Source organism: Kitasatospora sp. NPDC059747 (assembly GCF_042732955.1).
Lineage (GTDB): Bacteria > Actinomycetota > Actinomycetes > Streptomycetales > Streptomycetaceae > Kitasatospora.
The window spans coordinates 1-19,310 of record NZ_JBHWGV010000121.1 but is presented as its reverse complement, the minus strand read 5'-3'; the positions used below and the strand labels follow the sequence as shown (position 1 = coordinate 19,310).

At 74.9% G+C, this 19,310-nt stretch carries 16 protein-coding genes and 1 pseudogene; 4 read left to right on the top strand and 13 right to left on the bottom strand.

The window, feature by feature from the left end; genetic code table 11:
* Positions 1-128 precede the first annotated feature (128 nt).
* On the bottom strand, positions 129-776 hold the full coding sequence (locus ACFV4G_RS35775) for an NUDIX domain-containing protein (RefSeq protein ID WP_380446355.1): 648 nt from the start codon (positions 774-776) through the stop codon (positions 129-131).
* Between the two features lie 106 nt (positions 777-882).
* Entirely contained in the window at positions 883-2,562 is a 1,680-nt protein-coding gene (locus ACFV4G_RS35770; protein ID WP_380446354.1) for a CTP synthase, read from the bottom strand.
* A 727-nt stretch (positions 2,563-3,289) separates the two neighbouring features.
* Here ACFV4G_RS35770 and ACFV4G_RS35765 point away from each other — a divergent pair.
* Positions 3,290-5,287, top strand: a complete 1,998-nt coding sequence (locus tag ACFV4G_RS35765) for a glycoside hydrolase family 15 protein (RefSeq protein ID WP_380446353.1) — start codon at positions 3,290-3,292, stop codon at positions 5,285-5,287.
* Between the two features lie 4 nt (positions 5,288-5,291).
* On the opposite strand, the gene ACFV4G_RS35760 is transcribed toward ACFV4G_RS35765, so the two are convergent.
* From ACFV4G_RS35760 to ACFV4G_RS35750, 3 genes are all read right to left on the bottom strand, one after another.
* Positions 5,292-6,470: a glycosyltransferase family 4 protein gene (locus tag ACFV4G_RS35760; RefSeq protein ID WP_380446352.1), complete on the bottom strand. Its 1,179-nt coding sequence runs from the start codon at positions 6,468-6,470 to the stop codon at positions 5,292-5,294.
* Between the two features lie 176 nt (positions 6,471-6,646).
* On the bottom strand, positions 6,647-8,380 hold the full coding sequence (gene recN, locus ACFV4G_RS35755) for a DNA repair protein RecN (RefSeq protein ID WP_380446364.1): 1,734 nt from the start codon (positions 8,378-8,380) through the stop codon (positions 6,647-6,649).
* 88 nt (positions 8,381-8,468) lie between these two features.
* Entirely contained in the window at positions 8,469-9,089 is a 621-nt protein-coding gene (locus ACFV4G_RS35750) for a YitT family protein (protein WP_380446363.1), read from the bottom strand.
* A gap of 194 nt (positions 9,090-9,283) precedes the next feature.
* Between ACFV4G_RS35750 and ACFV4G_RS35745 the strand changes: the two genes are divergently transcribed.
* Positions 9,284-10,795 (top strand): PLP-dependent aminotransferase family protein, encoded by a 1,512-nt coding sequence (locus ACFV4G_RS35745; protein ID WP_380446351.1) that lies wholly within the window; start codon positions 9,284-9,286, stop codon positions 10,793-10,795.
* A gap of 36 nt (positions 10,796-10,831) precedes the next feature.
* Here the strand turns inward: ACFV4G_RS35745 and ACFV4G_RS35740 are convergent, their stop codons facing one another.
* The 4 genes from ACFV4G_RS35740 to ACFV4G_RS35725 form a co-directional block, all read right to left on the bottom strand.
* Complete coding sequence (locus ACFV4G_RS35740) at positions 10,832-11,740, bottom strand: NAD kinase (protein ID WP_359965441.1); 909 nt, start codon at positions 11,738-11,740, stop codon at positions 10,832-10,834.
* A 103-nt stretch (positions 11,741-11,843) separates the two neighbouring features.
* A complete protein-coding gene (locus tag ACFV4G_RS35735) occupies positions 11,844-12,650 on the bottom strand; it encodes a TlyA family RNA methyltransferase (RefSeq protein WP_380446362.1) in 807 nt (268 codons plus the stop codon).
* A 76-nt stretch (positions 12,651-12,726) separates the two neighbouring features.
* Complete coding sequence (locus ACFV4G_RS35730) at positions 12,727-12,936, bottom strand: hypothetical protein (RefSeq protein ID WP_380446350.1); 210 nt, start codon at positions 12,934-12,936, stop codon at positions 12,727-12,729.
* Complete coding sequence (locus ACFV4G_RS35725; RefSeq protein ID WP_380446349.1) at positions 12,929-13,792, bottom strand: hypothetical protein; 864 nt, start codon at positions 13,790-13,792, stop codon at positions 12,929-12,931. Before ACFV4G_RS35725 ends, ACFV4G_RS35730 begins: the two co-directional genes overlap by 8 nt.
* Positions 13,793-13,966: 174 nt before the next feature.
* On the opposite strand from ACFV4G_RS35725, the gene ACFV4G_RS35720 reads away from it, so the two are divergent.
* Positions 13,967-14,314: an SCP2 sterol-binding domain-containing protein gene (locus ACFV4G_RS35720; protein ID WP_380446348.1), complete on the top strand. Its 348-nt coding sequence runs from the start codon at positions 13,967-13,969 to the stop codon at positions 14,312-14,314.
* A gap of 52 nt (positions 14,315-14,366) precedes the next feature.
* Here the strand turns inward: ACFV4G_RS35720 and ACFV4G_RS35715 are convergent, their stop codons facing one another.
* Positions 14,367-15,407 (bottom strand): HAD-IIA family hydrolase, encoded by a 1,041-nt coding sequence (locus ACFV4G_RS35715; RefSeq protein ID WP_380446347.1) that lies wholly within the window; start codon positions 15,405-15,407, stop codon positions 14,367-14,369.
* Between the two features lie 104 nt (positions 15,408-15,511).
* On the bottom strand, positions 15,512-16,114 hold the full coding sequence (locus ACFV4G_RS35710) for a tetratricopeptide repeat protein (RefSeq protein WP_380446346.1): 603 nt from the start codon (positions 16,112-16,114) through the stop codon (positions 15,512-15,514).
* A 103-nt stretch (positions 16,115-16,217) separates the two neighbouring features.
* On the opposite strand from ACFV4G_RS35710, the gene ACFV4G_RS35705 reads away from it, so the two are divergent.
* The gene (locus tag ACFV4G_RS35705; protein ID WP_380446345.1) at positions 16,218-17,588 is read left to right on the top strand and encodes a DUF1015 family protein; all 1,371 of its coding nucleotides are present in this window, start codon (positions 16,218-16,220) and stop codon (positions 17,586-17,588) included.
* Between the two features lie 84 nt (positions 17,589-17,672).
* Here ACFV4G_RS35705 and ACFV4G_RS35700 read toward each other — a convergent pair whose 3' ends face one another.
* On the bottom strand, positions 17,673-18,584 hold the full coding sequence (locus ACFV4G_RS35700; protein WP_380446361.1) for a tetratricopeptide repeat protein: 912 nt from the start codon (positions 18,582-18,584) through the stop codon (positions 17,673-17,675).
* A gap of 45 nt (positions 18,585-18,629) precedes the next feature.
* Positions 18,630-19,310 (bottom strand): annotated as a pseudogene (locus ACFV4G_RS35695) (RNA helicase); the annotation flags it as partial.

Below are 19,310 nucleotides of genomic sequence, written 5' to 3'. Positions count from 1 at the left end.
CGTAGTTGCGCCGTCCGGCCCGGCCGAGGTGACATCCGGTCGTACGAACCGGCAAATCACCCCGCCGGATCAACGGGAGCGCCGGGAGCGCCCCGAGCGGGCCCCGAGAGGGCCCCGGGAGGGCCGGCTCAGGCCTCGAAGGGCCGGGCCGGCCAGGGCGCCTCCGGCGGGCGCAGCGCGTCCAGCCCGCCGGGAGTCGTCAGCGCGGCGTGCACCGCGAGCGTGCCCGTGACCAGCGTCGGGTTGTGCAGCCGCCCGGCCTGGATCAGCCGGATCAGCTCGGGCACCGGCACCCGGGCCGTCTCGATCTCCTGCTCCTCGCCCTCGGCCGCGTAGCGCTCGCCCTCGGCGTCGGACAGGTCGGTCGCGAGGAACATCCGCAGCGCCTCGTCGGTGCCGCCCGGGGAGGTGTAGTAGTCGGCGAGCACCCGCCAGGTCCCGGCCTCGACGTGCGCCTCCTCGTACAGCTCCCGCTTGGCCGCGTGCCACGGGTTCTCGCCGGGCACGTCGAGCAGGCCGGCCGGCAGCTCCCAGAGCCGCTGGCGGACGGGGTGGCGGTACTGGCGCAGGATGAGCACCCGCTCCTTGTCGTCCAGGGCGAGCACCGACACCGAGCCGGGGTGGGTCTGGTAGTCGCGGCGGGCCCAGCTGCCGTCGGGCATCCGGACCTCCTCGCTGCGCACGCCGGTGACCCGGCCCTGGAACGGCGTACGGCCCTCACGGACCTCCCACTCCTCGGCCGCGTCGGCGATCACCCGGTCGCTGCTGTCGTCCATCGCTCTCCCCTTTTCGTCAGTACGACACAATCTAACGCCGAACGGCGGCCCCGCGGGAATCGCGGGACCGCCGTCGGGTGAACGACCGGGGCCGAGGAGGGTGTGACTACTCGGACGCCGCGGTCTTGATCACGATGGCCGCCTTGACCAGGCCCGCGAACAGCGGGTGCGGGCGGGTCGGACGGGACTTCAGCTCCGGGTGGGCCTGGGTGGCCACCAGGTACGGGTGCACCTCGCGCGGGTACTCCACGTACTCGACCAGGTCGCCCTTGGGCGAGAGGCCGGAGAACTGCAGGCCGGTCTTCTCCAGGTCCGCGCGGTAGGCGTTGTTGACCTCGTAGCGGTGGCGGTGGCGCTCCTCGACGTACTGCTCGCCGCCGTAGACCTCACGGACGATCGAGCCCTCGGCGAGCTTGGCCGGGTAGAGGCCGAGGCGCATGGTGCCGCCCAGGTCGCCCTTGCCGTCGACGATCGCCAGCTGCTCGGCCATGGTGGAGACCACCGGGTGCTTGGCGGCGGCGTCGAACTCGGTGGAGTTGGCCTCCGGCAGGCCGGCCAGGTTGCGGGCCGCCTCGATGACCACGCACTGCAGGCCCAGGCACAGGCCCAGCAGCGGGACCTTGTTCTCGCGGGCGAAGGTGATGGCGCCGACCTTGCCGTTGACGCCGCGGTCGCCGAAGCCGCCGGGGATGCAGATCGCGTCCACGTCGCCGAGCTGCTCGCGGGCGCCCTCGGGCGTCTCGCAGTCGTCGGACGTGACCCACTTGATCTCGACCCGGGCGTTGTTGGCGAAGCCGCCGGCGCGCAGCGCCTCGGTCACCGACAGGTAGGCGTCCGGCAGGTCGATGTACTTGCCGACCAGGGCGACCTTGACGATGTGCTGCGGCTCGTGGACGCGGCGCAGCAGGTCGTCCCAGGTGGTCCAGTCCACGTCGCGGAACGGCAGGTCGAGCCGGCGCACCACGTAGGCGTCCAGGCCCTCGCCGTGCAGGACCTTGGGGATGTCGTAGATCGACTTGGCGTCGATGGCCGCGACCACGGCCTCCTCGTCCACGTCGCACATCAGCGAGATCTTGCGCTTGATGGCCTGCGGGACCTCGCGGTCGGCGCGCAGCACGATCGCGTCGGGCTGGATGCCGATGTTGCGCAGCGCGGCGACGGAGTGCTGGGTGGGCTTGGTCTTGAGCTCGCCCGAGGGGCCGATGTAGGGCAGCAGGGAGACGTGCACGAAGAACACGTTGTCCCGGCCGACCTCGTGGCGGACCTGGCGGACGGCCTCCAGGAACGGCAGCGACTCGATGTCGCCGACGGTGCCGCCGACCTCGGTGATCACGACGTCGACGTCCTCGGTCGCCATGCGGCGGATCCGGGACTTGATCTCGTTGGTGATGTGCGGGATGACCTGGACCGTGTCGCCCAGGTACTCGCCGCGCCGCTCCTTGGCGATCACGGTGGAGTAGACCTGGCCGGTGGTCACGTTGGCCGAGCCGTGCAGGTTGGTGTCCAGGAACCGCTCGTAGTGGCCGATGTCCAGGTCGGTCTCGGCGCCGTCGTCGGTGACGAAGACCTCACCGTGCTGGAACGGGTTCATGGTGCCCGGGTCCACGTTGAGGTACGGGTCGAGCTTCTGCATCGTGACGCGCAGTCCGCGGGCCTTGAGCAGGGCGCCGAGGCTGGAGGCGGTGAGCCCCTTGCCGAGCGAAGAGGCGACACCCCCGGTGACGAAGAGGTGCTTGGTCGTCACGGCGCGGCCGTTCGCTGCCTTGCCGGAATGGGGCTGTGCCAAGAGGGGGCTCCCGTGGGTCGCGTGTCGAAAGTGACGTGGGTGGGGGCTCACCGGCTCGCCGGGCGACGAGGGGGTGCGGTGTGAGGCACGGCACCCGAAGGGTCGTCGGTTCGGCTGGTCCGGGGCGTTTGATCCCACCGGTCCACGGGATACCAGGGTATCAGTGACCCGACCCGGACGCCTTCCCGGCCGCTCGCACCGCCGACACGGCGCACGCGGGGCGCACCACCGGCGCACCGTACGGCGCATCCGTCACACCGGTCGCACCACCGCCGGACCGGGCCACGACGGCACTCCCCGACCGGGCCATGCCACCCCCTCCTGGCGGACCACGCGGAACTGATCCGTCCGGACCATCCTTCACGCCGCCTCCGCGATGCACGGCATTTCCCCCGAATTGTGGCGCCACACGGGGCTGCGTCCGCGTGCTTCGCCCCTTTCGTCCGTCGTAAGCTGCACGGACGCATCGCCGACAGCACGAGCACGCGGAGGGCGTGGGAGGGTCAGGACGCTCCCGGTCCCCGATGCGCGACCGGACCTCTCCGTAATCCAGCTCCTCCCCCACCCACCCCGGGGGCTCCACCGAGCCCCGCGCGGACACTCCGGCAAGGCCCGCCACCACCCACCGGCGGTCCGGACGTCCCGGGGTGGGCCTCCGGCCCCGCAGACCGCTCGCTCCCCTCGGATCGCCGATGCGTCGTGACCACATTGCGAACTGGAGATCCACGTGGCCGGCCGTATCGAGGACTACGCACTCATCGGGGACATGCAGACCGCCGCCCTGGTCAGCAGGGACGGGGCGGTCGACTGGCTGTGCCTGCCCCGCTTCGACTCGCCGGCCGTGTTCGCCGGCCTGCTGGGCACCGATGAACACGGCTTCTGGCGGATCGGCCCGGCCGAAGCCGTCGCGAGCGAGGTCCCCGCCCCCACGGCCGTCCCGGCCCCGGTCACCGGCCGGGTCCGCTTCGCCGACACGGCCGACCTGCGGGTCCCCCCGCCGACCGCCGCCGCTCCCGCCGTGCCCGCCGACCGCCGCCGCTACCGGGGCGACTCGCTGATCCTGGAGCAGGAGTGGGATTCCCAGGGCGGCACCGTCCGGGTGATCGACTTCATGCCGCCGCGCCCGCTGGCCGGCAAGGACGCCGTCCCCCAGGTGATCCGGATCGTCGAGGGCGTGGCCGGCACCGTCCGGATGCGCTCGGCGGTGCGGATGCGCTTCTCCTACGGCCGCATCGTGCCCTGGGTGCACCGGGTCGAGCAGGCCGACGGCGGCCACCGCACCGTCGCCGTCGCCGGGCCCGACTCGGTCTGGCTGGACGGCGAGGCCGACACCTACGGCCGCAACCTCACGACCTACGCCGACTTCACCGTCACCGCCGGCGAGCGGATCGCCTTCGCCCTCACCTGGCAGGCCTCCCACCTGGACGCCCCGAAGGCCCCGGACGCCGAGGCGATGCTCGACGCCACCGCCGACTTCTGGCACGAGTGGGCCGAGCAGTGCACCTACCAGGGCCCCTACCGCGAGGCCGTGATCCGCTCGCTGATCACCCTCAAGGGCCTCACCTACGCCCCCACCGGCGGCATCGTCGCCGCCCCCACCACCTCCCTGCCCGAGGACATCGGCGGCGAGCGCAACTGGGACTACCGCTACACCTGGCTGCGCGACGCCGCGATCACCCTCTCCTCGCTCCTGCGCACCGGCTACCGCGACGAGGCCCGCGCCTGGCGCGAGTGGCTGCTGCGCGCGGTCGCCGGCGACCCGGAGAACCTGCAGATCATGTACGGCATCGCGGGCGAGCGCGAGCTCACCGAGTCCTCGCTGGACTGGCTGCCCGGCTACGAGAACTCCCAGCCCGTGCGGATCGGCAACGGCGCCGCGGGCCAGCTCCAGCTCGACGTCTACGGCGAGGTCGTCGAGGCCCTGCACCTGGCCCACATGACCGGCCTGGTCCGCAACGACCACGCCCACCACCTCCAGCTGCGCCTGATCGGGTACCTGGAGGACCACTGGCAGAACCCGGACGAGGGCATCTGGGAGGTCCGCGGCCCGCGCCGGCACTTCGTCCACTCCAAGGTGATGGCCTGGGTCGCCGTCGACCGCACCATCAAGCTGCTGGAGCAGACCCCCGAGGACGCCCCCGGCGACGACCAGCTGGAGCGCTGGCGCGAGCTGCGCGACACCATCCACCGGGACGTCTGCGAGAAGGGCTACGACCCCGAGCGCAACACCTTCACCCAGTACTACGGCGGCCGGGAACTGGACGCCTCGCTGCTGCTCATCCCCCAGGTCGGCTTCCTCCCGCCGGACGACAAGCGCGTCATCGGCACCATCGAGGCCATCCAGCGAGAACTGTCCACCGAGGACGGCTTCGTGCTGCGCTACCCCACCCACGACGAGAGCGGCAGCAACGTCGACGGCCTCTCCGGCCACGAGGGGGCCTTCCTCGCCTGCTCGTTCTGGCTGGCCGACGACCTCGCCATGATCGGCCGGGTCCAGGAGGCCCGCGAGCTGTTCGACAAGCTGCTCGGGCTGCGCAACGACCTCGGCCTGCTCGCCGAGGAGTGGGACCCGCGCGAGAAGCGCCAGGTCGGCAACTTCCCGCAGGCCTTCAGCCACGTCCCGCTGATCGACACCGCGCTGCGCCTGACCGCCTGCGGCGGCGCCTACCTGTCGGCCCAGCCCGACGGCCACGCCGGCGAGCGGGTGGAGCAGGCGACCGTCTGACCCCCTAGGCGCGCTGGACCAGCTCGTCGTAGGTGCTCAGCACCTGGGCGACGGTGGCGGCCTCGTCCGGCCAGGTCTCGGCCTGCTGGCGGCCGGCCGCCACCAGCCGCTCCCGGCGCCGCGGGTCGGCCAGCAGCTCGCGCACGGCCCGGCCGACCGCGGCCGGGTCACCGGCGGGCACCAGCACGGCCGCGTCGCCGACCAGTTCGGGGATCCCGCCGACGGCGGTGGCGACCACCGGCACGCCGGCCCGCATCGCCTCCTGGACGACCAGCGAGCGGGCCTCCCAGCGGCTGGAGACGACCACGACGTCGGCGGCCGACAGCAGGTCGGGCACGTCGGTGCGGTAGCCGAGCAGCCGCACCGGCAGCTTCTCCGCGGCGACCCGCTCGCGCAGCGCGCCCGCCTCCGGGCCGTCCCCGGCGAGCAGCAGCAGCGGCTGCGGGTCCAGCGCGGACAGTTCGCGGGTGGCGTCCAGCAGGAGCCCGAAGGCCTTCTGCGGGACGAGCCGGCCGACCGCCAGCACCAGCGGCCGGTCCGGGCCCCCACCGAGCAGCGCGGCCCGCGCCGAGGCCCGGTCGAGCCGTCCCTCGGGCATCGGCGGGGCGGCCACCGGGCCGAGCCGGGCGTCGGTGGCGCCCAGCTCGCGGGCCCGGGCGACGAGGTCGGAGGAGGCCCCGAGGACGAGGTCGGCGGCGCGCGCCACCCGGCGCTCCATGAGCCGCTGGAGGCGGCGCTCCATGCCGGTGGCCAGCAGCGCGTGGTGCGAGGTGACCACCAGCGGCGTCTCCGGGCGCAGGCCCGGGAAGCGGCCGGCGGTGCGCAGCGCGAGGTCGGAGAGCAGCCCGGCGCGCAGGCCGTGGGCGTGCACCACGTCGGCGCCGGTGAAGGCGCGGCGCAGCTCGCCGATGGCGGTGGCGTCGCTGCGGGCGCCCGCGGTGGGGGTGATGTCGACGGTGTGGAACCGGGCGCCGGTGCGGGAGAAGCCGAACAGCGCGTCCGTGCCGGCCGGGGCGCAGACCGTGACGCCGACCCCGTGCGCGACCAGGCCCTGGGCGAGGGAGCGGACATGGGCACCGATCCCGCCGGTGCTGGCGGCCAGGACGAGCACCACGTGCAGCTGGCCCGGCTCGGGGGCGGCCGGGGTGACCCGGGCGGCGGAATGGTCCACGTCGTCTCGCATCCGACTCGATCAGGTTCGCGCGCCCCGCTGCGGGGGTTGCCCGCCGGCGGCGCTCGGGACTGGAAAGCCAGTGTCCAGCCGCCACCATGCCAGGTCGGCGGCCCTCTTGGACAGTCGGCGCCACCGGGGGCGCGTCGTCGTGCCGCGAGGGCCGCCGGACCCGGCGAAGGGGCCGGCTAGCGCCGGCGCGGGGCCCGGGCGGCGGCCAGCAACTCCTCGGCGTGGGCGCGGCCCAGCTCGGAGTCCTCCAGGCCGGCCAGCATCCGGGAGAGCTCCCGCACCCGCTCCTCGTCGTTGAGCACCTTGACGCCGCTGCGCGTCACGGTGCCGTCGTTGGTCTTCTCCACGACGAGGTGCCGGTCCGCGAACGCGGCGACCTGCGGGAGGTGGGTGACGACCACGACCTGGGCGGACTCGGCCAGCTTGGCGAGCCGGCGGCCGATCTCGACCGCGGCCTTGCCGCCGACGCCCGCGTCCACCTCGTCGAACAGGTAGGTGGGGACGGGGTCGGCGCCGGCGAAGACCACCTCGACGGCGAGCATCACCCGGGACAGCTCACCGCCGGAGGCGCCCTTGGCGATCGGGCGGGGCTGGGCGCCGGGGTGCGGGGCGAGCAGCACCTCGACCTCGTCCACGCCGTGCGGGCCGTAGGCGACGGTGCGGCCGTCGACCTCGATCCCGGCGAGGTCGTCGACCAGGGAGATCGCGAAGGTCACCCGGGCGTGCGGCATGGCCAGTTCGGCGAGTTCGGCGGAGACGGCCTCGGCGAAGCGCCCGGCGGCGGCGTGCCGGGCGGCCGACACCTCGGCCGCGAGTTCGGCCAGCTCGGCGCGCAGCTCGGTCTCCCGGGCGCCGAGCTCGTCGATCCGGTCGTCGTCGCCGTCGAGTTCGGCGAGCCGGGCGGACCCGGCCTCGGCCCAGGCGAGCACCTCGGCGAGGGTGTTCTCCGCACCGCCGTACTTGCGCAGCAGCTGGGCCAGCGCGGCCCGGCGCTCCTCGACGGCGGCCAGGCGCACCGGGTCGGCGTCCAGGTCGTCCGCGTAGCCGGCCAGGTCGCCGGCCACGTCGGCGAGCAGGTAGCCGACCTCGTTGAGGCGGTCGGCCAGGGCGGCCAGCCGCTCGTCGTGGTGGCGGACGGCGTCCAGGGCGCGGCGGGACTGCGCGAGCAGGGTGCCGGCGTCCAGCGCCTCCGGGTCGGCCGGGTCACCGGCCAGGGCGGCGTGGGCGAGGGTCGCGGCGGAGGACAGCGCGTCGGCGTGGCCGAGGCGCTCGGCCTCGGCGGACAGCTCGACGTCCTCGCCGGCCACCGGCTCGGCGGCGGCGATCTCGTCCAGCCCGAAGCGCAGCAGGTCGGCCTCCTGGGCGCGCTCGCGGGCCCGGGTGGTCAGCTCCTCCAGGGTCGCCGAGACCTCGCGCAGCGCCCGGTAGGTCTCCCGGTAGCGCGCCAGCGGCTCGGCGACCGTCTCGCCCGCGTACCGGTCGAGCGCGCCGCGCTGGCGGGCCGGGCGCAGCAGCCGCTGCTGGTCGGTCTGGCCGTGCACCGCGATCAGGTCCTCGCCGAGTTCGGCGAGCAGCCCGACCGGCACGGACCGGCCGCCGACGTGCGCCCGCGAGCGCCCCTCGGCGGAGACGGTGCGGCTGATCAGCAGGGCGCCGTCGTCCAGTTCGGCCCCGGCCTCGATCGCGCGGGCCGCCGCCGGGGAGCCGGCGGGCAGTTCGAGCCGGCCCTCGACGACGGCGCGTCCGGTGCCGTTGCGCACCAGCCCCGGGTCGGCCCGGCCGCCCAGCAGCAGGCCGAGGCTGGTCACCACCATGGTCTTGCCCGCGCCGGTCTCACCGGTCACGGCGGTGAAGCCGGGCGCCAGTTCGACCACCGCGTCGTCGATGACGCCAAGATCCCGTATCCGCATCTCGTCCAACACGGAGACGACCTTACGAGGTTCCACCCCCGGCGCGCGACGAGCGGCAACGGCGCGCGGCAACTCCGTGCCCGGAAGTTCATCCCTTCCGGGAGGTTTGCCCCGGGCCGGGCGCGGTGCACCAGGGCAGGAAGAACTGCACCAGCGGGCCGATGGCCAGCGCGTACACGACGGTGCCGACCCCGGCGGTGCCGCCGAGGAGGATCCCGGCGGCGAGCACGGTCAGTTCGATGCCGGTGCGGATGAGCCGCAGCGAGCGGCCGGTGCGCCGGTGCAGGCCGGTCATCAGGCCGTCGCGCGGGCCCGGGCCGAGGCGGGCGCCGATGTAGAGGCCGCTGGCCAGGCCGTTGAGCAGGACCGCGGCGGTCATCAGGGCGATCCGGGCGGGCAGCGCACCGACCCCGCCGACGACGGTGAGGGTGAGGTCCATGGCGGCGCCGATCACCAGCACGTTGGCGACGGTGCCGAGGCCCGGCCGCTGGCGCAGCGGGATCCACAGCAGGAGGACGAGCGCGCCGCAGATCGTCACCCAGGCGCCGACGGTCAGGCCGAGGGCGCGCTGGAGGCCCTGGTGCAGGACGTCCCAGGGGTCGAGGCCGAGGCCGGAGCGGAGCATCAGCGCCATGCTCGCGCCGTACAGCGCGAGGCCGCCGAAGAGCTGCGGGAGGCGGCGGCCGAGCGCATGGGTGTCGCCGAGCACGCGGACGGCGAGCGGGGCCCGCCCGGACGGGACGGCGGTCGGGGTCGCGGTGGTGGCCAATGGTGCTCCTGCGGTGGTGCCGCACCTCGGGGGGACGGCCCCGATGGTGGCGGCCTCGACGGCCGCCCTGTCATGATGAGCGGGCCAAACGGGCCCACTCCAGGGCCAATCACGAGCAAGTGGACTGATCACCCATGGCCGACTGGCACACCACCGTCACTCCCCCGGCGCTCGCCCGGCTCCTCTCCACCGCGCGGCTGCCCGCCCCGGCGACCGCCCGCCGGCCCGCCTACCGCACCCTGGCCGGCCAGATCCGGCTGCTGGTCACCGAGGGCCGCCTGCCGGTCGGCGCCCGCCTGCCCGCCGAACGCGAACTCGCCACCGCCCTGGAGCTCAGCCGCACCACCGTCGCCACCGCCTACGAGGCGCTGCGCACCGACGGCTACCTGCGCAGCCGCCGCGGTTCCGGCAGCTGGACCACCCTGCCCGAGGGCGCCCCGCCGCCCAGCGACGCCCTGCACCCCGTCCCGCCGGACGAGCAGAACCGCACCCTGGACCTCGGCGTCGCCGCCCTGCCCGCCCCGCAGCCCTTCCTCGGCGAGGCCGCCGCCCGCGCCGTCGAGCAGTTGCCCCGCTACGCCGCCGGGCACGGCCACTACCCCACCGGCGTCCCGGTGCTCCGCGAGGCCGTCGCCCGCCGCTTCACCGAGCGCGGCCTGCCGACCACCCCCGACCAGATCCTGATCACCACCGGCGCGATGGGCGGCCTCCACCTGCTCCAGCGGGTGCTGATCGGCCGCGGCGACCGCGTCGCCGTCGAGGCGCCCACCTACGCCCACACCCTCCAGGCCCTGCGGCTCGCCGAGGCGCGGCTGGTGCCCGTCCCGTACGCGTGGCCGGACGGGCCGCTGCGCGGGCCGCGCTGGGACCTCGCCGAGTGGCGCCGGGTGCTGCACGGCGCCGCGCCCCGGCTCGCCTACGTCCTGCCGGACTTCCACAACCCGACCGGCGCGCTGATCCCCGAGGACCAGCGCCGCGAGCTGCTCGCCGCCGCCCGCACGGCCGGCACGGTCGTCCTGGTCGACGAGACCACCACCGAACTCGGCTGGGGCGTGCCGCCCGACGCGCCGCTGCCGCGCCCGATGGCCGCGCTGGACCGCACCGCCCAGGTGGTCACCGTCGGGTCGGCGGGCAAACTGCTCTGGGGCGGCCTGCGGATCGGCTGGGTGCGGGCCGCGCCCGCGCTGGTGCGCCGGCTGGCCTCCGAGCGGGTCTACAGCGACGTCGGCACCCCGGTGCTGGACCAGCTGATCGCCGCCGACCTGATGGGCGAGACCCTCCCCGCCGTCCGCGCCCACCAGCTCGACCGGCTGCGGGCCACCGCCGACGCGTTCGGCGCCGCGCTGCCGCACCACCTGCCCGGCTGGAGCTACGCGCCGCCGCCCGGCGGCCTCTCGCTCTGGGTCTCCACCGACGGCCTGTCCGGCGCCGCGCTCGCGCTCGCCGGGGAGCGCGGCGGGGTGCGGATCGCCTCCGGCAACCGGTTCGGTGCGGACGGCGCGTTCGAGCACCACGTCCGGATCCCGCTCACCGTGCCGGCGCCCGCCGTGCCCGCCGCCGTCGAACGGCTCGCCGCCGTCGCCGCGCAGGCGGGCAGCGGCGGCCGGTTCGGCACGGCGGACGACAGCCAGCCGCTGGCCGTGTGACGCCGCCCCGGGTCTCCGGATCCCCGGATCCCCGGATCAGCAGGGCGTGTTCGAGCGCCCGCGCCAACCCGTCACCGGCAGCGCGAACTTGGCCACCAGCCGGTCGGTGAACGGCGCCCGGTGCAGCCGCGCCAGCCGCACCGGCGTCTGCCCCCGGCGCACCTCCACCCGCGCGCCGGCGGGCAGTTCGACCGAGCGCCGCCCGTCGCACCACAGCACGCCGTGCGGGGTCTTCGGCTGCACCTCGACCGCCAGCACCGAGTCCGGCGAGGTCACCAGCGGGCGCGCGAACAGCGCGTGCGCCGAGATCGGCACCATCAGCAGTGCCTCCACCTCCGGCCACACCACCGGCCCGCCGCCCGAGAAGGCGTACGCCGTCGAACCCGTCGGCGTCGCGCAGACCACCCCGTCGCAGCCGAAGTTGGAGACCGGACGGCCGTCCACCTCGGTCACCACCTCCAGCATCCGCTCCCGGGACGCCTTCTCGATCGAGGCCTCGTTCAACGCCCAGTCCTGGTGCACCACGTCACCGTTGGTGCGGACGATGACGTCGATCGTCATCCGCTCCTCGACCTCGTAGTCGGCCTTCACCACGCGCTCGACCACGACCGCGAGGTCGTCCCGCTCGGCCTCCGCGAGGAAGCCGACCCGGCCCAGGTTGATCCCGAGCATCGGCAGCCCGTGCTCGCGCGCCAGCTCCGCCCCGCGCAGCAGCGTGCCGTCGCCGCCCGCGACCAGGATCAGCTCGCAGCCGTCCGCCGCACCCGGCCCGCCGGCGACCTTCTCGACCCCGTCCGGCAGGTCCAGGCCCACCGCCTCGGCCGCCAGCAGCCTGATCCGGACGCCCGCCTTCAGCAGCCCGTGCACCAGGCCCTCGACGCTGCGCAGCGCCGCCTCCCGGCCGGTGTGCGCGATCAGGAAGACCGTACGTTCTTCATCGCTCATGCCGCTGCCCTCTCCCTCACGCCTGCCGGGTCGCCCTCGGCCCGGTGCGGTCGCGTCACCCAGCAATCACACAGCATGACGGACCCGACGTCCCCCGAGCACCCTATCGGGGGCCCTCCGCGACGGCCCGGTCCGCCTCCGCCGGGTCCAGTCGCGGGGCGTCCCGGCGCATCCACAGGAAGTACTCGACGTTCCCGGACGGCCCCGGCAGCGGGCTCGCGGTGACCGCCCGCACGCCCAGCCCCAGCTCCCACGCCTGCGCCGCGACCTGGCGCACCATCTCGGCGCGCAGCTGCGGGCTGCGCACCACGCCGCCGCTGCCCAGGCGTTCCTTGCCGATCTCGAACTGCGGCTTGACCATCAGCACGAGGTCCGCGTCCGCGGCCGCGCACCCGGCCAGGGCCGGCAGCACCAGGCCCAGCGAGATGAACGACAGGTCGCCGACCACCAGGTCGACCGGGGTGCCGCCGATCATCTCCAGGGTCAGCTCGCGGACGTTGGTGCGGTCCATCACCGTCACCCGCTCGTCGCTCTGCAGCGACCACGCGAGCTGCCCGTAGCCGACGTCCACCGCCAGCACGCCGGCCGCGCCGGCCCGCAGGAGCACGTCGGTGAACCCGCCGGTGGACGCGCCCGCGTCCAGCGCCCGGCGGCCCTCGACCACCAGGCCCTGCGGCACGAACGCCGCGAACGCCCCGGCCAGCTTGTGGCCGCCGCGCGACACGTAGTCGGGGTCGTTGTCGTCCTTGGCCACGACGACCGCCGCCGAGGTCTCCACCTGGGTGGCCGGCTTGGTCGCGGTGGTACCGCCGACGGTCACCCGGCCCGCCGCGATCAGCTCGGACGCGTGCTCGCGCGACCGGGCCAGCTTGCGGCGGACCAGCTCCGCGTCGAGACGGCGTCGTGCCACTGCCACTGGTGTTTCAGCTCCTACGGGTCGTGCGGGTCGGTGGTGCGGGTCGTACGCGTGGTGCGGGTGGTGCCGGTCAGTCCCCGTCGAGCGCGGCCAGCGCGTCGGCGAAGCACCGGTGAACATCTTCGTACACCGCGACGTGCGCCTCGGCGGGCACCCCGTCCAACGCCTCCAGCCGGGCCAGCCCGGCGTCCACGGCGGGGTGTCCGGTCGGGGCCAGGTCGACGCCGAGCGGCTCGGGGGCGGCGCCGGGGACGGGGGCCGGGGCGGGGGCGTCAGGCATCGGGCTTCTTCGTGCTGGTGGCCTTGCGGACGGTGGTCTTCTTCGTCGCGGTGCGCTTGGCGGGCGCGTCGGCGGCGGCCGTCTTCTTGGCGGCGGTGTTCTTCGCGGTGGCGGTCTTCTTCACGGCCGTCTTCTTCACGGCCGTCTTCTTCACCGCCGTGGTCTTGGCCATCGTGGTCTTGGCCGCCGAGGCCTGCGCGGCCGTCTTCTTCGCGGCCGTCTTCTTCCCGGCGGGCTTGGCGGCCGCCTTCGTGGCGGGCTCGGACGCGGACTCCTCGGCGGGAGCCTTCCGTACCGGCGGCTTCCTGGCCGCCGAATGCGCCGGCGCCACCGGCGGATCGACCTCCACCGGCTCGTCCACCTCCACCCGCTCCGCCGCTATCGGCTCGCCCACCGCACGGGCCGGCGGCTCGTGCCGCTGCTCCCAGCCGCGGCCGAACAGGCCGTCCGCACGCGGCGCCGGCACGGGCTCCTCGTCCTGCGCCTCCGCCGCGGGCCGCGCCGCCGGGACGGCGTCCTCCTCGACCTCGCGCAGCTTGCTCTCCAGGTACGCCAGCACCACGCCGACCTTCGTCACCTGGTCGCCGACCCTCTCGAAGGCCTTCTCCACCTCGCCGCGCGCCACCCCGACGGCCAGGTCCACCCCGGCCCGCCCGGCGGTGACCGCCTCCTCCGCGAGGGTCTGCAACTGCTTGGCCGACGGCGGGAACTGCCCGCCCAGCCGGCGCTCGACCTCGGCGACGTCGACCCCGGTCCGTTCCAGGATCGTGGCCGCCGTCCCGACGACCCGCTTGCCGACCTCCTCCACCACCACGGCCGCGGCCTCCACCACTCCCCGCACCGTCCTCGGCAGCATCCGGGTGCCTCCTTAGCGCCTGCGCGCATCGCTCCGTCGCCGTCGGCCCCCGGCCGGTACCGGGCGCCCCACTGACGACGCTACCGCCAAAACCCGCCTGCGGTACCGTGGCCCCGCGCCGGCCGCCGCCGTCGGCCACCGGAACCCGGGACGCCCAGGGAGGGACCCACCGCCATGGCCAACGCCGAGGAGTGCCGCGCGGCACTGGAACAGCTCAGCCGGAACATGGCGAAGTCCACCGGCGACGTCCGCAAGGCCGCCGCCCTCGACCGCTCCCTCTCCTGCCGGATCACCGACCTCGACCTGACCTTCACCGGCCGCCTGCGCGACGGCCGGATCCAGGACGTCGTCCCGGTGCCCGGCACCCCCGCCGAGAAGGCGGAGATCCGGCTCACCATGGCCAGCGACGACCTGGTCGCCCTCGTCGGCGGCGGGCTCAACTTCGCCTCCGCGTGGGCGAGCGGCCGGATCAGGCTGGAGGCGGGCTTCCGCGACCTCCTGCGGCTGCGCACCCTGCTCTGACCGGGCCGCCGTCCGAAGACCCCGCCCGAAGACCTCGAAGACGCCTGGAAGGTCAGAAGCCCAGCTCGGCGAGCGCCTTCCGCCCGTCGGCCGGCTCGCCGTCCGCGTCCAGCGCCGCCCAGGAGGCCGCGCACAGCGCCCGCAGGCCGTCCCAGCGGTCCGCCCCGGCGCCGTCCAGCCGCAGCACGCCCTCCTCGGCGCGCGCGATCCAGCCCCGGCAGGCGAAGCCGCCCTCCGCCGCCTCCACCGCCGGGTGCGGCTCCAGCAGGCCGCGCAGGTCCGCCGCGAGGTACGTCGGACGGTGCTCGACCGGGGCCGTGAGCAGCTGTGCCGCCGTCGTCACCCCGGTGAAGACCAGCAGGCTGTCCACCCCGCCGTTGAACGCGCCCTCGATGTCGGTGTCCAGCCGGTCGCCCACGACCAGCGGCCGCTCGGCCCCCGTCCGCAGCACCGTCTCGCGGTGCATCGGCGGCAGCGGCTTGCCCGCGACCTCGGGCTCCACCCCGGTCGCCGCGCGCACCGCCGCCACCAGCGTCCCGTTGCCGGGCGCGATGCCCCGGGCCGTCGGCACCGTCAGGTCGGTGTTGGACGCCACCCACGGCAGCCCGCGCTGCACCGCGTACGAGGCCTCCGCCAGCTGCGCCCAGCCGACCGACGGGTCGTAGCCCTGGACCACCGCGAGCGGCTCCTCGTCGAGCGTCCGGACCGCCACCAGACCGCGCTCGGCCAGCGCCTCCTCCAGCCCGAGACCGCCCACGACCAGCACCTTCGACCCGGCCGGCACCTTCTCGGCGACCAGTCGGGCGGCGGCCTGCGCCGAGTTGATCACGTCGGCGGGCTCGGCCGGCACGCCCAGCTCGGTCAGATGCCCGGCCACCACCCGGGGCGGCCGGGAGGCGTTGTTCGTCACGTACGCGAGGCGCATCCCGGCCGCGCGCGCGGCGTCCAGCGCGTCCACGGCGTGCTCGATCGCGTGCGGTCCGGCGTACACCACGCCGTCGAGGTCCAGCAGGGCCGTGTCGTACGCCTCGGTGAGCGGGCGCTCGCTGCTCCCGGGGGCGGTCCGTCGCACGGGGGTGGCCGTCTCGGTCATGCCTGCTCTACCTCATTCACTGCGTCGTCGTTCTGCGTCGTCGTTCACTGCGTCGTCGTTCACTGCGTCCGGTGCGTCGTTCACCGCGGTGACGGGCCCGCCGGTCACGCGTCGTCGTCGACGCCGGCCGCGCTCCCGTCGGCGGCGCCGCCGGACCCGCCCGCCGGGGGCTCCAGGTACCCGGGCGCCCCGGGCAGCAGCGGGCCGAACGCCCCGGCGCGGGCCGCCAGGGTGGCCCGGGTCTGCCGCAGCGCCGCCCGGTAGTGCTCGGCCTCCGGCCGCATCGCCACGGCCAGCGCCAGGTGCTCGGCGGACGTCTCGAAGTCGCCCAGCCGGGCCGCCGCGACGCCCCACCCGAACTGAGCGTAGTCGTCGGAGGGATCCGCCAGCGCAACGGCCTGGAAGTTCTCCAGCGCCGCCGCGTACGAACCCGCGTCGAACTGCGCCCGCGCCAGCGACTCCCGGATGCTCCGCGAGTGCGGCTCGGCCGCCGCCGCCCGGGCCAGCAGCTGCTCGGCCGCCGCCGGGTGCCCCTGGGCCAGCAGCTTCCCGCCCCGGCGGAACCACTCGTACACGTCCCCGGCGGGCTCGCCCGGCCGCTGCGCCGGGACGCCGCCCGCCCCGGCGGCGCCGCCACCGGTGGCGCCGTCCCCACCACCAGGCTGGACCGGAGCGCCGTCGTCCACCTGGTTCCACCCGTCGTTCATGCCGTACCTCGCCCTCGTTCGCCCCTCGGTCGCCCACCCGTCCCACTGACCGGCACAGGTGTTCCGATCTCTCAACAACGCGTACCCGGTTACGATGCCCAGAATGAGCACCTCCAGTGCAGAAGACGGAGCCGAGACTCCGCAGGGCGGCCCCGGCGATCCCGGGCACGTCGCCACCGCAGGTCTGTCCCTGTCCCCGTTCCGGGGCCTGCGCTACGTCCCCGACCGGGTCGGCACGCTGGCCGCGGTCACCTCACCCCCGTACGACGTCGTCGACCCCGGCCGCCGGCTCGACCTGGAGACCGCCGACCCGCACAACGTGGTCCGGCTGATCCTGCCGCGCCCCGAGCCCGAGGACAGCGGCGACCGCCCCGACCGCGACACCCGCTACCGGCACGCCGCCCGGCTGCTGAGCGACTGGCAGCGCGAGGGCGTCCTCGCCGCCGACCCCGAGCCCGCGCTCTACGTCTACGAGCAGCGCGTGCCCGCCACCGCCGACTCCCCCGAGCTGCTGCAGCGCGGCCTGATCGGCGCCCTCGCGGTCAGCGGCCGCGAGGGCGGCGTGGTCCTCCCGCACGAGGACGTGATGCCGCGGCCCGTCGCCGACCGGGTCGGCCTCATGCGCACCACCCGCGCCAACCTCGAACCGCTCCTGCTCACCTACCGGGGCAAGGGCGGCGCGGCCGACGTCATCGAGCGCACCGTCCGCGACGAACCGCTGCTCACCACCGCCACCAGCGACGGCACCCACCACCGCCTCTGGGCCGTCACCGCACCCGACGACATCGCCGAGATCGGCCGCGACCTCGCCCGCTGCCGGGCCCTGATCGCCGACGGCCACCACCGCTGGGAGATGTACCTGCGCCTCCAGCGCGAGCACCGCCACCTGCCCCGCAGCCCGTGGGACCGCGGCATGGTGCTCCTCGTGGACACCGCCCGCTACCCGCTGCGCGTCCGGGCCATCCACCGGGTGCTCTACCGGCTGCCGGTCGCCGAGGCCCTGGAGCGGCTGGGCGACCAGTGGCAGGTCAAGGAGATCCCGGGCCCGCTCGCCTCCGCCCTCCAGGCGCTCGCCGAGCAGAAACGACACGGCGGCAACGGCTTCGTCCTGACCGGCGGCGACGGCGTCTTCTGGCTCGTCGGCGAGCCCGAGGAGGCCCTCCTCGACGCGACCGTGCCGCGCGACCGCCCCGAGGAGTGGCGCCACCTCGACGCGACCGTCCTGCACGCCACCCTGCTCGACCACACCTGGCACGTCCCCGACGGCCCCGACGACATCGGCTACCTGCACACCGCCGTCGCCGCCGAACGGGAGGCGGCCCGCACCGGCGGCACCGCCGTCCTGCTGCACCCGGTGCGCGAGAGCGTCGTGCGGCGGCTCGCCGAACAGGGCGTCACGATGCCGCGCAAGTCCACGTCCTTCGGGCCGAAGCCGGCCACCGGACTGGTGCTGCGCAACCTCGAACTGGGCTGACGCGCCCGGGCCCTGACGCAGTGAGGCCCTGCCGCGCCCCGGAATCTCCCGGGGTGCGGCAGGGCCTCACTCGTCGGTCGCGCGTCAGCTCTTGGCGTCGGCCTCGGCCGCGTCGGCCGCGGTCTTCTCCTCGGCCTCGACGTCCTTCGAACGCTCGGGCACCACGCCGTCGAACTCCTCGTCGATCTCGAGGTCGTCCTCGTCGTAGTACTCCTCGACGTCCTCCTCGTCCTCGTAGATCACGCGGTCGTCGGACACGTCGCCGCCGCGCTTCTTCGCCGGGGCCTCGGCCTCCTCGGCCTCGTCCTCCAGCTCGGGGTCGAGCGCGTCCACGAACTCGACACCGTCGATCTCGGCCAGCCGCTCGGCGGCGTTGGTCGAACCGTCGGTGTCGGCCTCGACGGCCTTCACGAACCACTCACGGGCCTCGTCCGCCCGACCGGCCGCGATCAGGGCCTCAGCGTAGGCGTACCGCAGGCGCGCGGTCCACGGGTGCACGGCGCTGGAGGCCAGCTCCGGGCTCTGCAGCGTCACCACGGCGGCGTCGAACTGCTCCATGTCGGAGCGCGCACCGGCCGCGACCAGGCGCATCTCGACCTGGCCGGCCTTGTCCAGCTGCTTCACCTCGGGCTCGCCGGCCATCGCCAGCGCCCGCTCCGGACGGCCCAGACCGCGCTCGCAGTCGGCCATGACCGGCCACAGGTCCACGCGACCGGTCATCCGGCGGGCGGCGCGGAACTCGGTCAGCGCCTCGGAGTAACGCTGGGTCATGTACGAGGCGAAGCCGGCCGCCTCGCGGACGGCCGCGACGCGCGAGGCCAGCCGGAGCGCGACGCGCGAGTACTGGTACGCCTCCTCCGGCTCGCTGTCGAGCAGGCGGGCGACCATCACCAGGTTGCGGGCGACGTCGTCGGCGAGCGTCTTGGGCAGGCTCTTGAGCTCCTGGCGCACGTCCGCGTCGATCTCGAAACCGGTGACGTCCTCCGGGATCGGCAGACGCTTGACGGGCTCGTAGTTGCCACGGCGGTCGTCGTAGTCGCGGCCGCCACGGTCGTCGCGGCGGTCGTCACGACGGCCCTCGAAACGGCCGCCACGGTCGTCGCGACGGAAACCGCCGCCACCCTGGCGGTCGTCGCGGCGGAAGCCGCCGCCGGAGGGACGGTCATCGCGACGGAAGCCACCGCGGTCGTCGCGGTCGCGGTTGAAGCCGCCACCGGAGGGGCGGTCGCCGCGGTCGTCACGGCGGAAGCCACCGCCGGCCGGACGGTCATCGCGACGGAAACCGCCGCCCTGACGGTCGTCGCGGTCACGGTTGAAGCCACCCGACGGGCGGTCGTCACGACGGAAGCCACCACCGGAGGGACGGTCGCCCCGGTCGTCACGGCGGAAGCCACCGCGGTCGTCACGGTCACGGTTGAAACCGCCACCGGAGGGACGGTCGTCACGACGCGGACGCTCGTCACGGTCGTCACGACGGAAGCCACCCGACGGGCGGTCGTCACGACGGAAGCCACCACCGGAGGGACGGTCATCACGACGGAAGCCACCGCGGTCGTCACGGTCACGGTTGAAACCGCCACCGGAGGGACGGTCGCCGCGGTCGTCACGACGGAAGCCACCGCCGGCCGGACGGTCATCACGACGGAAGCCACCGCGGTCGTCACGGTCACGGTTGAAACCGCCACCCGAGGGACGGTCGCCGCGGTCGTCACGACGGAAGCC

What these genes read in the sequence shown, in the direction of transcription:
- ACFV4G_RS35760 (WP_380446352.1), bottom strand. Translation starts at nt 6,470, where the DNA reads ATGCGAGACGACGTGGACCATTCCGCCGCCCGGGTCACCCCGGCCGCC.
- ACFV4G_RS35705 (WP_380446345.1), top strand. Translation starts at nt 16,218, where the DNA reads ATGAGCACCTCCAGTGCAGAAGACGGAGCCGAGACTCCGCAGGGCGGC.
- ACFV4G_RS35720 (WP_380446348.1), top strand. Translation starts at nt 13,967, where the DNA reads ATGGCCAACGCCGAGGAGTGCCGCGCGGCACTGGAACAGCTCAGCCGG.
- recN (WP_380446364.1), bottom strand. Translation starts at nt 8,380, where the DNA reads ATGCGGATACGGGATCTTGGCGTCATCGACGACGCGGTGGTCGAACTG.
- ACFV4G_RS35725 (WP_380446349.1), bottom strand. Translation starts at nt 13,792, where the DNA reads ATGCTGCCGAGGACGGTGCGGGGAGTGGTGGAGGCCGCGGCCGTGGTG.
- ACFV4G_RS35740 (WP_359965441.1), bottom strand. Translation starts at nt 11,740, where the DNA reads ATGAGCGATGAAGAACGTACGGTCTTCCTGATCGCGCACACCGGCCGG.
- ACFV4G_RS35775 (WP_380446355.1), bottom strand. Translation starts at nt 776, where the DNA reads ATGGACGACAGCAGCGACCGGGTGATCGCCGACGCGGCCGAGGAGTGG.
- ACFV4G_RS35710 (WP_380446346.1), bottom strand. Translation starts at nt 16,114, where the DNA reads ATGAACGACGGGTGGAACCAGGTGGACGACGGCGCTCCGGTCCAGCCT.
- ACFV4G_RS35715 (WP_380446347.1), bottom strand. Translation starts at nt 15,407, where the DNA reads ATGACCGAGACGGCCACCCCCGTGCGACGGACCGCCCCCGGGAGCAGC.
- ACFV4G_RS35730 (WP_380446350.1), bottom strand. Translation starts at nt 12,936, where the DNA reads ATGCCTGACGCCCCCGCCCCGGCCCCCGTCCCCGGCGCCGCCCCCGAG.
- ACFV4G_RS35745 (WP_380446351.1), top strand. Translation starts at nt 9,284, where the DNA reads ATGGCCGACTGGCACACCACCGTCACTCCCCCGGCGCTCGCCCGGCTC.